Consider the following 14,235-nt stretch of genomic DNA (forward strand, 5'->3'; position numbering starts at 1 on the left):
GTTAAACCCACTGAGTTGCTGGCTTATTATTGATATTCGTTCAGTTTAAGATAAACGACTCTTAAAGTCTTCATAGCCAAATTGTTTAATCACTTTAACACCATCGTTAACTGTATTCAAAACGATAGAAGGTAAATTAACACCATTAAAAGTATTGTTTTTCACCATTGAGTAATGACCCATATCACAAAAGACCAGTTTGTCGCCAGGCTTTAAAGGCTCATCAAAAGAGTAATCACCAATTACGTCACCTGCAAGGCAAGTAGGTCCACCAAATCGATAGGTGTAAGCTTTTTCGTTCGGAAGTCCTGCGCCAATGATTTCAGGGCGATAAGGCATTTCAAGTACATCAGGCATATGGCAAGCTGCTGAAGTATCTAAAATGGCAATCGGCATTCCGTTGTGAAGGGTGTCTAAAACAGTAGCAACCAAATAACCGGTATTTAGTGCTACAGCTTCACCAGGCTCCAAATACACTTGAACTCCATATTTCTCCTTCATAAACAGGATTGAACGAATGAGTGTTTCAATATCATAATCCGGTCTTGTAATATGATGACCGCCTCCGAAGTTGATCCACTTCATATTTTGAATATACTTTCCAAACTTTTCATCTACAACTTGTAAAGTTCTTTCAAGTGTATCAGAGTTTTGTTCACACATTGTATGGAAGTGTAGGCCATCGATACCTTCAAGCTGGTCTTCTTCAAAGTTTTCAAGCGTTATACCAAATCTTGAATGTGAAAAACAGGGATTGTACATATCGACTTCGATTTCAGAGTACTCGGGGTTAATGCGCAGCCCGATTTCGATTTGCTTCGAATGGTTCTGTACTTTGCCCTTGAACTGATTATATTGTTGGAATGAATTAAAGACGATATGATCTGAGTAAGTAAGAATCTCCTCAAACTCCGATTCAGAAAAAGCGGGTGCGTAGGTATGTACCTCTTTACCCATTTCTTCATAGCCTAGTCTTGCTTCATGGACGGAACTAGACGTTACGCCATTCAAGTATTCTCCTATCAACGGATACACGGAGAACATCGAAAACCCTTTTTGTGCGAGTAGAATCTTACATCCGGTCCGATCGATAACTGATTTCAATTTCTCCAAGTTTTTAATGAGTAAACCTTCGTCTACTACATAGCTGGGGGAGGGGAGTGTGTTCAAGTCAATGTTCAATGTTAGTCCTCCTCAGTCAATCAGTTCAGGATTGAAGCTTTCCTGCCATGGCAAACCGTATTTGTTGAGTGCTTCCATGAATGGATCAGGATTGAACTCTTCGATATTGTGTACGCCGGGATTCTTCCATTTACCAGTCATAACAAGCATAGCACCAATCATTGCAGGTACCCCGGTTGTATAAGAAATCGCTTGTGAACCGACTTCTGCATAACATTCTTGATGGTCACAGACATTATAGACATAATATGTTTTCTCTTCGCCATCTTTGATACCTGTGAAGATACAGCCGATATTCGTTTTGCCTACTGTTCTAGGACCTAGGGAAGAAGGATCCGGTAAGATTGCTTTTAAGAATTGTAATGGAACAATTTCCTTACCTTCGAAAATAATAGGTTCAATAGAAGTCATGCCAACGTTTTCAAGTACTTTTAAATGGTTCAAATAATTCTCTGAGAACGTCATCCAGAAACGAATCTTTTTGATACCAGTAATATTGAGTGCAAGAGATTCCAATTCCTCATGATGTAACAAGTAAACATCTTTTGGACCGATTTCAGGAAGATCATAAACACGTTTAATTGACAATGGCGGAGTTTCGATAAACTCACCATTCTCAAAATAGCTACCATTTGCTGTTATTTCACGGATGTTAATTTCTGGATTAAAGTTTGTAGCGAAAGGATAACCATGATCACCAGCGTTTGCATCTACAATGTCAATTGTATGAATTTCATCGAAATGATGCTTTAACGCATGTGCAGAGAAGACACCTGTAACACCAGGGTCAAAACCACTACCAAGTAGGGCAGTGATACCCGCCTTTTCAAAACGTTCTCTGTACGCCCATTGCCAGCTGTATTCAAACTTGGCTTCGTCAAGTGGTTCATAATTTGCCGTATCGACATAGTCAACGCCAGTAGCAAGGCATGCATCCATAATCGTTAAGTCCTGGTAAGGCAATGCAACGTTAATGACGATATCTGGTTGGAAACGATTGATAAGTTCAACTAATTCTTCTACATTGTCCGCATCTACTTGCGCTGTTTGAATTTTAGTACGACCGCCGTCTAGTTTATCTTTCAATGCGTCACATTTAGAAACTGTACGGCTTGCGATACAGATTTCTTCGAACACGTCTGGAACCTGACAACATTTATGAGCAACGACCCCTGCAACTCCACCAGCACCAATAATTAAAGCTTTTCCCATTAATATACACCGCCATTTTATTATTTTTAGTTATCTGAATCAATTTCATTATATAGAGGATATTGTATTAAATTCTGAACAAGGTTGATTTACACTCCAGGCAGACGCTTCTCGTTACAATCAACGGAGCTCATCCATGCAAGTGAGTAATCGATAACGAAATTTAGTTAATGTTAAGTTTTTTAATTATAATTAGAAATTATGAAATTAATTTACATATAAGAATTAAGATAAAAAATTCTTTTAGTCGGTATTAATTGCTAATAACAATTCTCTTAACACTTTGCATGCGACAGCTGTGGAAACGCCGCTTTGATCGTAAATAGGGGATAGCTCATTTACATCACATGCGACAATATTAAGACCGCTCGCTGTTAATATGGCATTCAGTAAATCCATAAAGCTGACACCACCAGCTTCAGGTGTACCTGTTCCAGGAAAAACAGAAGGATCCAAGACATCCAAATCAATGGTTAAATAAATGGGTTTTCCTTTAAGCTTATCAACAATTTCTTCTAAACCGTTAAAGTTGAACTTGTTAGTAAAGACGTGGTCTTGCCCCCATTGGAATTCGCTACGGTCGCCAGAGCGGATACCGAACTGGAAGATTTTATCATCTCCAAGCAAGTCCCATACCCTGTGTATGACAGTAGCATGAGAAAGAGTCTCATCGAGATAATCCTCACGTAAATCTGCATGTGCGTCAAACTGAATCACATGTAAGTCGGGATGTTTTTTAGCAACAGCTCTTACAGCACCGAGTGTCACTAGATGTTCTCCGCCAATCATACATGGGATCTTGCTGTCATTCAAAATTTGAGTTGTAAAATCCTCAATTTGTCCTAGCGCTCTAGAAGTATTTCCGAAACTTAATTCTAAATCGCCACCGTCAAATACAGTGATATCTTCCAAATCTCTATCCTGATAGGGGCTATACGTCTCAATACCAAACGATTCACCGCGCATGGCTTTACTAGCAAAGCGAGTACCTGGGCGGAAAGAAGTCGTTGAGTCGAAAGGGGCACCGAAAATGACGATTTTTGATTCATCATATTCATTGTCACAGCCAATAAACGTTTCAATATTTCTATTCAACATCTTTTAATTGCTCCTTTACATAGTTTGGAAGAGCGAATGAACCGACATGTATACCCGTATTGTAATACTTCGTTTTCAAGCCAAGTTCGTTCCATGCCGCTACATCCAAATCTTGAATAGGGTCAAACTTTTTGGACGCGAAACCAAATAACCAATGTCCGGATGGATAAGTGGGCATATGAAATTGATACACTTTACAAACAGGGAAGAACCCTACAATTTTTTGATGTGCTTTCCTCATCCCGAGTGCGTCTTCAGCGTAAAATGGACTTTCGTGCTGATTTACAAGAATTCCATCATCAGTTAGAGCTTTGTAACAGTTGCCGTAAAATTCTTTAGTGAATAATCCTTCGCCTGGACCAAATGGGTCTGTTGAATCCACGATAATTAAATCATATTCATTTTCAATCCTGCGAACAAATTTTAACCCGTCTTCAAAGTGTAATTTGACTCTAGGGTCATCCAGTTTTGAGGCCGTCTGTGGCAAGTATTCCTTGCATACATCTACAACCAATTTATCAATTTCCACCATATCGATTTCCTCAATCGTCGGATAGGCAGTTAACTCGCGGATTGTTCCACCATCACCTGCTCCGATAACTAGCACTTTTTTGATAGCCGGATTAGTCGCAAGTGCAACATGTGTAATCATTTCGTGATAAATGAATTCATCCTTTTCTGTCAACATGACCAGTCCATCAAGTGTTAGAACTCTTCCGAACTCTGCCGTTTGTAAAATATCGATTTTTTGAAAATCACTTTTACCGGTGTAGAGGTGCTCTTCCACTTTCAATGAAAAACGGACATTGGGCGAATGATTTTCTGTGTACCATAAATTCATTCCACCAACTCCTTCAATACATTAATATTTTCAATATTGCTGTCCTCAGTACCGGTTAGGAAACAACCTTTTACTTTTGAGTAATCAATGAAATCTAAAATCTCTTTTGTAATTCGTTCACCTGGAGCTAGAATAGGGATGCCAGGTGGGTAGCACATCACGAATTCGCTGGAAATATAACCCGCGCTTTCTGAGATAGGTAACTTTTGCTTGGGTGCATAAAAGGCCTCTTGCGGGGTTAAAACCACCAACGGACTGATATATTCATGAATGTAAATCCTGTTTTTATCTTTAGAGTAGCGACGTTTGATCTCTGCTAAGGCAGCTACTAAACGTTCCAAATCCAAATGCCTATCGCCAACAGAAATATAGGCCAAAATATTACCGATATCGCCAAACTCGATTTGAATATCATACTCATCTCGCAGAATATCATATACTTCAATTCCAGCCAATCCGATTTCACGCGTATCTACCGAGAGTTTCGTTACGTCAAAGTCGTAAATGGTATCTCCATTAATAAGCTCTCTTGAATAGGCGTAATAGCCATCAATTTTGTTGATTTCATCCCTGGTGTATTGCGCCATTTCTGCTACTTTTTTAAAAATCTCTATCCCATTAAGAGCTAAACTTCGTCTTGAGATATCTAAAGAGGATAGCAATAAGTAAGAACCGCTTGTTGTTTGCGTCAAATTAATAATTTGTCGTGTATAACCTTCACTTACGTCATTATTAATCAATAAAAATGAACTTTGTGTCAATGAACCTCCAGATTTGTGCATACTAACGGATGCCATATCAGCACCAACTGACATTGCAGAAGCAGGGAGGTTATTACCGAAGTAGAAATGCGTGCCATGTGCTTCATCTACAAGGACGAGCATGCCATGCTTATGGGCTAGATCGGTTAGTGCCTTCAAGTTAGAACAAATCCCATAATAAGTAGGGTTATTGATAAGAATGGCTTTAGCATCTGTATTCTCTAAAATAGCTTGTTCCACATCTTTTACGGACATCCCTAGGGGAATACCGAGTTCACTGTGGACGCCGGGATTTACATAAATGGGTACAGCACCGCTTAAAATGAGTGCATTAATGGCGCTACGATGAACGTTGCGAGGCATAATGATCTTATCTCCAGCTTTGCATGCCGTCATGATCATTGCCTGTACAGCAGATGTTGTCCCATTCACCATGAAAAAGGCATTCTTTGCATTAAAGGCTTGAGCAGCTAATTCTTCAGCCTCTTTGATTACTGAAACCGGATGACATAGATTATCAAGCGGCTTCATGGAATTGACATCCATGGTCAGGCATTGCTCACCTAAGAATGCAGCTAATTCAGGATTACCTCTTCCGCGTTTATGACCAGGGACATCGAAAGGGACGACACGCATAGATTTATATTGATTGAGGGCCTCCATGATGGGGGCTCTATGTTGCAAATGATTTGTCACGTTATCACCCCTTATTCATCTATATTAGAACCGTTAAAAATCTCTGTCATTTCTCTACGTAACATCGTTGTAATCTCGAGTCTTTCACTAATAGGAAGCTCAGAGACATTCGTATTAAACAAATAATTTTGTAAGTTTATGTCTTTTATCAATAGTTTCGTGTGGAAAATATTTGATTGATGGACATTAATATCTTTCCAATCGTATTTCAGCAAGGTTTCACTGTCAATATAATCCCGGATGGATTCCATAGCATGATCTATATATACTTTCTTCCCTTCAATGCTACGAGTAAACCCACGCACGCGGTAATCAGTAGTTATAATATCCGAATCAAAACTGCCAATCAGATAATCCAGTGCATTCAAAGGTGATATTTTACCACACGTCGAGACATCGATATCTACCCGGAAAGTAGCAATCGAGTTATCTGGGTGATATTCAGGATATGTATGCACAGTCACATGACTTTTGTCCAAATGACCTACAACTGTATTACGGGTTTTAAGAATTGACAGTTCCTCTTGACTGTAAGGGCCGTCAATCAGTGGTCCAGGAAAGGAACCTTCAGAGATAAGAATTGTTACGCTCGCACCCTGGGGATCATAATCCTGCTTACTAACATTCAAAACTTGAGCACCAATAATTTCGGTCACTTCATGGAGAATAGCCGTTAATCTCTCAGAATTATATTGTTCATCAATATACTCGATATATTCACTTTGCTCCCGCTCACTTTTCGCATAGCAAACATCATAGATGTTGAAGCTAAGTGTCTTGGTGAGGTTGTTAAAGCCATATAGCTTCAGCTTATTTTCCAACCCTAACATCACGCCTCTCATGTGAAAACAATACTAATTATAGCACGTCTAATTCCTAGTCAATATAGTTATTTTTAGAAAAAGTAAAATTAATTTATCATTATTAGGCGTACGATATCATAACTACGTAGAGGCCAATTTCATTGAAATATAATAGATACGACTCGCACTATCCGCGTCAGTTACATAATCCTATTTCCAAGTGAATTATTGTTTTCGTTATTATAGTCTGTGGATTAGACTTGAACTTTATGCGTTAAAACAAAAAGCCAGTTACTCGGCTTAAATAGTTTGCTGAGTAACTGGTAGTAGTAATTATATAATTATTTAATTTACAAAATCTTCTCTAAAAAGTCTTGTGCTCGTTTACTCTTTGGTGAAGAGAAGAACTCGGCAGGGGGGGCATCTTCTACTAATTGACCATCGTCTAAAAATAACACGCGATCTGCCACTTCTCTTGCAAATCCCATTTCATGTGTGACAATTGCCATTGTCATTCCCGTTACCGCTAAAGATTTAATAACTTCCAGTACTTCCTTAACCATTTCGGGGTCAAGGGCGGAAGTCGGCTCATCAAACAGCATCATTTCAGGTGACATTGCCAAAGCCCTTGCAATTGCTACACGCTGCTTTTGCCCACCTGATAACCTTACTGGATGTTCTTTCTCTTTTTCGGAAAGGCCCACTTTTTTTAATAATTCACGTCCAAGAATTTCTGCATCATTCTTCGAAGTACCTTTTACCATCATTGGTGCATATATAATATTTTCAAGAACAGTCTTATGAGGGAAGAGGTTAAACTGTTGAAATACCATTCCCACTTGTTCTCTAACCTTCATGATATTCACTTTGGGATTTGTCACTTCATTTTCATTCACCCATATTTGTCCGCTAGAGGGATTTTCAAGGAGATTGATGCAACGAAGAAATGTTGATTTCCCGGAACCTGAAGGGCCAATAATCGCGATGATTTCCCCTTGTTTAATGGTGGTTGAAATACCTTTCAAAACCTCAACTTTCCCGAAGTTTTTACGGAGATTCTGAATCTTAATCACTTCTTCTCATCCTCCTTTCAATCACTTTCCCAAGAAGTGTTAACACAATTACCATTAGATAGTAGATGACACCTGCGAAGATAAGGGATTCAAAATAGCGATAAGTGCTACCACCGACAATATAAGATCTTCTCATAATGTCCGTGACACCAATTACAGTGACAATCGCGGATTCCTTCGTTAACGTTATAAACTCATTTACTAATGCGGGTAAAATATTTTTCAAAGCTTGCGGTAGAACGATATCTTTCATCATTTTCTTATAAGGAATACCGAGCGCCATTGAAGCTTCTAGCTGTCCTTTATCTACAGCTAAAATACCAGCTCTAATAATTTCTGAGATATATGCACCCGAATTTAAACCGAATGCCAAGATAGCTGCGGTATACGCACTGACTTTTATATCAAAAAGTTGTGGGGTACCGTAATAGATTAAAAGAAGTTGGAGAATTAACGGTGTTCCACGGAAAATGGACGTATAGATATCCGCAAACCATTTGAGTCCTTTAAATGGTCCGATTTTGCATAATGCCAAAAGAATTCCGATTGCAAAACCAATAAGTGCCGCAACGCCAACAATTTTTAGAGTGACCGCGATTCCTTGCAGAATATAAGGAATCGAGGGAGCAATTTGTGTAAAGTCTAAATTCATGGGTTACACCCTCTCTTCCTATCTGACTTAGTTGCTTAGTTACTGAACCATTTCAAAACTAGTTTTTCCACTTCGCCTTTGTCTTGTAATTCTTTTAGGGCTTGGTCGAATTCAGCAGTCAATGGACTGTCCTTTTGGAATGCCATTGATAAACCTAATTTGTGCTCTTCAGGAAGCTCAAAACTGGATAGGTCCTTATCTGACTCGATGTAGCCATTTGCCACTACATCCGCAATTACGATTGCATCAAGATGGCCAGATTTGATTTCTTGGAATAAATCTGGAACACGGTCCCGGCTTTCGACTGTATACCCAAATTGTTCTTCAAGTGATTGCGCACCTTTTTCTTGAACAGAAGCTGTTTGTGCGCCTACTTTTTTACCTTTAAGATCTTCCGCACTATTGATGTTGCTGTCTTTTGCTGTAATTACCAGATTTGTTGCTGTGAAATATGCTGTTGAAAAATCCACTACTTTTTTACGTTCTTCATTGTTGCCGTCCATACCTGCAACGACCATGTCAATGCTCTTTGCTTGTAACGCTGGAATTAGGCCATTGAAATCCATATCTTCAATTTCAAGCTCATAGCCAAGTTCTTTAGCAACCATTTTTGCTAAATCTATATCGAAGCCAATAATTTCATCACCTACCGCAGTGTCAACATATTCGAAAGGAGGGTAATCAGCTGAAGTTCCCATCTTAAGAATCTTGGTTTCTTCCGTATCTGAAGTACCTGTTGTTCCGCTATCCGCCTCATCTTTCGTTCCACATGCCGCTAGTACGCTCATAACTAAAACGAGTAGAAGTGCAATTCCTGACCATTTTTTCATATTAAATCTCTCCATTCTCAATTGGTTTTATTTTCGAATTCCGTTAAAGCTTCATCCAATACGTTCAATCCATCGTCAATCTGCTCTTTCGTTATTGTAAGCGGGGGAATCATCCGGATTACTTCACCCGAGTTACCGCATAAGTAGAACAGAACGCCTTTTTGGAGACAACTATCTAGTACAGTCATTACGGCTTCGCCATCAGGTTCACCCGAATCAGGATTACCGAGTTCGATACCAATCATCAAGCCGACACCTCTAATATCGGTAATAACTGGGTGCTTCTCTTTCATTTCAAGCAGGCGTTTCTTTGCATAGGCACCCATTTCGGTCGCGTTTTCCAATAACTTTTCTTCTTTCATCACTTCAAGAGAAGCAAGGGCAGCAGAACAAGCTATAGGGTTACCGCCAAAAGTCGTTCCATGTGTGCCGAGCGGCCATTGATCCATCAGTTCCTTGGAGGCGACCGTCGCACTTAACGGAAGTCCTGCAGCAATCCCTTTAGCAATCGCCATGATGTCCGGTTTAACATCAAATGTCTGTGCAGCAAACCAATTACCAGTACGGCCAAACCCTGTTTGGACTTCATCGAAAATAAGAAGAATGCCATGACGGTCGCAAATTTCACGAACTTTTTTAAGCCATGCCTTTGGCGGAATGATGTAGCCACCTTCGCCGAGAACTGGTTCGATGATCATGCAGGCGACTTCTTCAGGGTCAACTTGGTGACTGAAAAGTTTTTTTACGTCTTGTTCTAGTTTTTCAGGGAAGAAGACTTCAGGATCTGCCCCTTCAGGAAGATATTCAGGTAAAGCATATGGCAATTGATATGAAAGCCATGTGGGTTGCAGATGTTTTCGGTATTTACTTTTAGATGTTGTAACGCTTAATGCGCCCATTGAACGTCCGTGGAAGCATCCTGTAAAAGAAACAATATAAGGTCGGCGAGAAGTGTACTTGGCAAGTTTTAATGCACCTTCAATCGCTTCAGTACCACTATTTGCGAAAAAGAAGTTATCGAGTTTTGGTGGCAAAATCGATTGTAATTCCGCAGCGAGTTTTAGAATTGATTCGTAAATGATGACGCCCGAGGGACCATGTATAAGGTTGTCCGCACTGTCTTTTATCGCCTGAACTACTTTGGGATGACGATGACCGACGTTTTCCACGGCAATACCAGATGTGAAGTCTAAATACCTTTTACCATCAGCGCCGTAGTAATAACATCCCTCAGCTTTAACAACCGGTAAATTCGGATGGTCTTTTGCCATGCTTGGTGCTAGAAAGTTTCCGATATTGTCGACCATATGAAGCCAATCTTGTTTTTCATTGTTTTGTAGAGACAATCTAGACACTCCTATTGAAATTCATTGTATTTTTTTAGTTTGCGTACGACGGAAGGTTGACTTATTCCTAAGAATTTCGCAATTTCAGTTGTTGTTCGATAGCGCTCTTGTGCGTCTCTTAAGACTTTCATTTCTACGTCTTCTAAAATGCTTGGGAGCGTACGACCTTCAAGATGAATAATAGACAAATCATTTGTGGTTTCCTTGCGGTATTCTGGTGGTAAGTCTATCGACGTGATAATAGAAGAAGTACTTTGAACAACAAGTCGTTCCATTACATTCTTCAGCTCGCTGTGATTACCCGTCCATTCAAGTCGAAGTAGATGGTTAAACAAATCATCTGCAATTCTCTTCTCGGTATGGTGATAACTGGCAAAGTGATGCAAATAAAATGTAATTAAAGCACTCAAATCTTCTTTTCTCTCATGTAATGGTTTTAAATAAATAGGCACAATATGAAGTAAATAATATAAGTCTCGGTGAAATTCTTTTCCAAGTAATGCATCTGTAAGAACACTTTCGGAAGAGCTGATGAGTCTCACATTAAGTGGAATGGCTATCGTTGAATGGATAGGTGTGTATTCACGTGCTTTTAAAACACTCATCAGTTTCCCTTGTAAATGAACAGACAACTTATTAATCCCTTTTAAATAGAGTGTACCTCCATGAGATAACGTCAACAATCCGGTTTCTGTGTTTTCAAACTCACCACCGAATAATTCTCGTTCAAACATCGCTTCAGGTATTGTTTCGCAGTCGATTTCAATGAATGGCCCATCTTTACGAGTGCTTTCATTGTGAATGACCTTTGCCATTGTCGTTTTCCCGGTTCCTGCTTCTCCATAAAGGAAAATGGAGACGTCTAGTGCGGCTGCATTACGTGCAGTTTCATAGGCGATTCGAGTTGATCTGCTTTCAATCGTCAGCCCATCAATTGTAAGATTTTCTTTACGTAAGTGAGATAGTTCTTGTTTTGCCAAAGACATTTCAAGTTCAAGATCTTTCATGTATTCCTGAATAACCAGAAGTTCTGCTACTTCATATGAATAGCTCATTACAAATTCAACTTCACCCGATTCATTAAAAAAAGGCATACCAGTAATAAGTACTTTCTGTCCACCTGGAGTCGATTGTATAATGACTACTTTCTTTTTCTGTTGAAGAACTAAAGGTGTTATGGCAGGCGAGAATATCCCCATTTTCTCCAGCGCATAAACGGACTTTCCGAGTAACTCTTCAGCTTGTATACCATAATTTCTTCCACTAATTTGCGAAGCTTTTACTATGATACCTGCGTGATTGGTTACGATGATGTCTTCGTCATATGAATCGATAATTTCTTCCCTTGAATTTGGATGTAAGAAAAATCCTAACATACGACCACCTTTCCTCAGAATGACATTATTCAATTTTGAATTATTATTTAGAAGTAAATAAATTGTACTGCTTTTTCAGAATAGCGGCAATAGATATTTAAAAATAGGGAAGATTTTTTATGTAAATAGTTGATAACGTTGAAAAGTATAACATGTATGTTCATTCTTGCACAAGTATAATTATGCAAAAATGAATAAAGGGAAATTAGGATTTCCTTTCTCTATTGCTTTATGATTAACTGACTAGAAGGGCTACAATTTAAATTCATTAAATGGAAGGAGAATTATGAATGCTAAAAGAAATGATATTCAAGAATATATCGAATGCCAGGATAGAAATGATAAAGATTCGTCGTCATTTACATATGCATCCTGAGCTATCACATCAGGAGATTGAAACGCCTAATTTCATCGCGAACTACTTGGAAGACTTGGGAATTGAAGTTAGACGTGGGGTTGGTGGAAGAGGAGTCACGGGGATAATTCGTGGTGGGAGGTCTGGGAAAACAATTGCATTTAGAGCGGATTTTGATGCGTTGCCAATTCAAGATGCTAAAAATGTCCCTTATCAATCAACTGTTCCCGGAGTCATGCATGCTTGTGGGCATGACGGTCATACTGCAGCATTACTAGGGTTTGCGAAATCTTTGAATTCAGTAAAGGACCAACTTCAGGGGACTATTGTGCTCATTCATCAGTTCGGGGAAGAACTGCCACCTGGTGGGTCAAGGGCAATGATTGAAGATGGTTGCCTTGAAAACGTCGATGCGATTTACGGTGCCCATCTACAGTCAAATATGGAAGCGGGTTATGTCTATGTGCGTGATGGTTATTTACAGGCTGGAGAAGATACGATAAAAATCACTGTAAATGGTTCTGGAGCACATGGGGCGGAACCGCAAAATGGGGCAGACCCGATTCTGGCAGCCAGTCATATTATGGTTGCCCTACAGTCGATTGTAAGCCGCAATGCAGACCCATTGAAAGAACTTGTCATTTCGATAGGGAAGTTTCATGCAGGGGATGCGGATAACGTCATTCCAGAGAAAGCAGTTATGGAAGGGACAATTCGAGTCTTTGATGAGGACTTACGAATGCTTGCCGGCAAACGTCTAATTGAACTCGCACAATTTGTCGGTCGTGGACTCGGTTGTGAAGTTGAAGTCCAAATAGAAAAAGGCTATGACGCACTTTGGAATCATCCAACGCAAGTGAATATTGTCCGCCAAGTGGTAACGGATGCATTTGGTAAGGACGTTTTGGTGGAAACTCAACCAATTATGCCGGTTGAAGACTTTTCTTATTTTCTGCAAAGAATTCCAGGCGCATTTTTCTTCGTTGGAGCAAAAATGGATGACACAGATAATGTCTTTCCACATCATCATGAACGTTTTGACTTTCACGAACCTGCAATGGAAATGATCGCGAAAACATTCGCGGGAATTGTACTTGCATATCAAACATAACCAATGCTCGGAGCGCAATAGCCCGTACAATATTAAAGGCAGGACTATAATTTTATAATAAATGAATGCTAGTTGTTGTAAACGGTTGAATAAAGGGGGAGTTAAAGATTAAAATAGTTATCGCTCCAGATTCATTTAAAGGCAGTGTCACAGCGATGGAAGCTGCACGATCGATTGAAAAAGGTGTTTTCCAAGCGTTTCCAAATGCAGAAACGGTTCTTGTCCCTGTAGCAGATGGGGGCGAGGGAACAATGGAAAACTTAGTCGCTGTTACCAAAGGATATACGAAGACAGTTCTAGTTATAGGACCACTTAGAAGTCCGATTGAAGCTAAATACGGTGTGCTTGGAGATACTAAAACTTGTATAATCGAGATGGCGACTGCATCAGGTTTGAATTTATGATTAAGCCAAGAACACCCGTGACTTCAATCGTGGGATGAATTGGCTTTCTTTTTTTGTTCTAAAGTGACATCACTATGCAAACGCATGTTCCATTTGGTATAATATTCTTAATGGAGGCAGGTGACAAACTATGGAGACGAATAAAGAATATCGAACTTTTCAATTCAACATTAAAAATGGCCATAAAATGTATACTTATATCGATGAACTTTGTCTAAATAGTAATAACCTATATAACACGACAAACTTCTTTATCAGGCAAGTTTTGTAGATGAAGACATTATTCCGACCTACAAATCGGGGAATAATACAAATCACATTTTCAGTGGAAAAGATTAAAACGCGGTATTTACCGTACTAAAAATAATTTTTTAATAAATACAGATGTTAATGGTGCAGTAAACATCCTAAGAAAAGTAGTGCCGAAAGCATTCGCTAACGGTATAGCGGCTGTGTGTTCCCAGCCTCAAGTGGTCAATGTGCGATAGCACCAAC

General features: G+C 39.4%; 12 protein-coding genes and 1 pseudogene. 2 read left to right on the forward strand and 11 right to left on the reverse strand.

Annotation, left to right across the window (positions count from 1 at the left end):
- Positions 1-45: 45 nt before the first annotated feature.
- From nspC to AC25Y6_RS04705, 11 genes are all read right to left on the reverse strand, one after another.
- Positions 46-1,182: a carboxynorspermidine decarboxylase gene (nspC, locus tag AC25Y6_RS04655; RefSeq protein ID WP_488142189.1), complete on the reverse strand. Its 1,137-nt coding sequence runs from the start codon at positions 1,180-1,182 to the stop codon at positions 46-48.
- 12 nt (positions 1,183-1,194) lie between these two features.
- Positions 1,195-2,394: a saccharopine dehydrogenase family protein gene (locus tag AC25Y6_RS04660; protein WP_482105235.1), complete on the reverse strand. Its 1,200-nt coding sequence runs from the start codon at positions 2,392-2,394 to the stop codon at positions 1,195-1,197.
- Between the two features lie 243 nt (positions 2,395-2,637).
- On the reverse strand, positions 2,638-3,492 hold the full coding sequence (gene speB / locus AC25Y6_RS04665) for an agmatinase (protein WP_482105234.1): 855 nt from the start codon (positions 3,490-3,492) through the stop codon (positions 2,638-2,640).
- A complete protein-coding gene (speE, locus tag AC25Y6_RS04670) occupies positions 3,482-4,333 on the reverse strand; it encodes a polyamine aminopropyltransferase (protein WP_482100720.1) in 852 nt (283 codons plus the stop codon). Before speE ends, speB begins: the two co-directional genes overlap by 11 nt.
- On the reverse strand, positions 4,330-5,757 hold the full coding sequence (locus tag AC25Y6_RS04675; protein ID WP_482101006.1) for an aminotransferase class I/II-fold pyridoxal phosphate-dependent enzyme: 1,428 nt from the start codon (positions 5,755-5,757) through the stop codon (positions 4,330-4,332). The genes speE and AC25Y6_RS04675 overlap by 4 nt, the downstream gene beginning before the upstream one ends.
- 44 nt (positions 5,758-5,801) lie before the next feature.
- Positions 5,802-6,632, reverse strand: a complete 831-nt coding sequence (gene speD / locus AC25Y6_RS04680; protein WP_488142190.1) for an adenosylmethionine decarboxylase — start codon at positions 6,630-6,632, stop codon at positions 5,802-5,804.
- Between the two features lie 311 nt (positions 6,633-6,943).
- Positions 6,944-7,666, reverse strand: coding sequence for an amino acid ABC transporter ATP-binding protein (locus AC25Y6_RS04685; RefSeq protein WP_482105231.1), 723 nt, complete (start codon positions 7,664-7,666; stop codon positions 6,944-6,946).
- Positions 7,659-8,318, reverse strand: a complete 660-nt coding sequence (locus AC25Y6_RS04690) for an amino acid ABC transporter permease (protein WP_482105230.1) — start codon at positions 8,316-8,318, stop codon at positions 7,659-7,661. Before AC25Y6_RS04690 ends, AC25Y6_RS04685 begins: the two co-directional genes overlap by 8 nt.
- Before the next feature lie 35 nt (positions 8,319-8,353).
- Complete coding sequence (locus AC25Y6_RS04695) at positions 8,354-9,148, reverse strand: transporter substrate-binding domain-containing protein (RefSeq protein ID WP_482105229.1); 795 nt, start codon at positions 9,146-9,148, stop codon at positions 8,354-8,356.
- Between the two features lie 17 nt (positions 9,149-9,165).
- The gene (locus tag AC25Y6_RS04700) at positions 9,166-10,494 is read right to left on the reverse strand and encodes an aspartate aminotransferase family protein (RefSeq protein WP_482105228.1); all 1,329 of its coding nucleotides are present in this window, start codon (positions 10,492-10,494) and stop codon (positions 9,166-9,168) included.
- Between the two features lie 11 nt (positions 10,495-10,505).
- On the reverse strand, positions 10,506-11,903 hold the full coding sequence (locus AC25Y6_RS04705; RefSeq protein WP_488142191.1) for a sigma 54-interacting transcriptional regulator: 1,398 nt from the start codon (positions 11,901-11,903) through the stop codon (positions 10,506-10,508).
- A 257-nt stretch (positions 11,904-12,160) separates the two neighbouring features.
- Between AC25Y6_RS04705 and AC25Y6_RS04710 the strand changes: the two genes are divergently transcribed.
- Positions 12,161-13,336: a M20 metallopeptidase family protein gene (locus AC25Y6_RS04710; protein ID WP_488142192.1), complete on the forward strand. Its 1,176-nt coding sequence runs from the start codon at positions 12,161-12,163 to the stop codon at positions 13,334-13,336.
- A 107-nt stretch (positions 13,337-13,443) separates the two neighbouring features.
- A pseudogene (locus tag AC25Y6_RS04715) lies at positions 13,444-13,737 on the forward strand (glycerate kinase); the annotation flags it as partial.
- Between the last annotated feature and the right edge of the window lie 498 nt (positions 13,738-14,235).

This window comes from Sporosarcina sp. Y1004 (assembly GCF_057669665.1).

Bases quoted from the DNA above. Each gene is read 5' to 3' on its own strand.
- AC25Y6_RS04660 (WP_482105235.1), bottom strand. From the start codon at position 2,394: ATGGGAAAAGCTTTAATTATTGGTGCTGGTGGAGTTGCAGGGGTCGTT.
- speB (WP_482105234.1), bottom strand. From the start codon at position 3,492: ATGTTGAATAGAAATATTGAAACGTTTATTGGCTGTGACAATGAATAT.
- speE (WP_482100720.1), bottom strand. From the start codon at position 4,333: ATGAATTTATGGTACACAGAAAATCATTCGCCCAATGTCCGTTTTTCA.
- AC25Y6_RS04675 (WP_482101006.1), bottom strand. From the start codon at position 5,757: ATGGAGGCCCTCAATCAATATAAATCTATGCGTGTCGTCCCTTTCGAT.
- speD (WP_488142190.1), bottom strand. From the start codon at position 6,632: ATGAGAGGCGTGATGTTAGGGTTGGAAAATAAGCTGAAGCTATATGGC.
- AC25Y6_RS04690 (WP_482105230.1), bottom strand. From the start codon at position 8,318: ATGAATTTAGACTTTACACAAATTGCTCCCTCGATTCCTTATATTCTG.
- AC25Y6_RS04695 (WP_482105229.1), bottom strand. From the start codon at position 9,148: ATGAAAAAATGGTCAGGAATTGCACTTCTACTCGTTTTAGTTATGAGC.
- AC25Y6_RS04710 (WP_488142192.1), top strand. From the start codon at position 12,161: ATGCTAAAAGAAATGATATTCAAGAATATATCGAATGCCAGGATAGAA.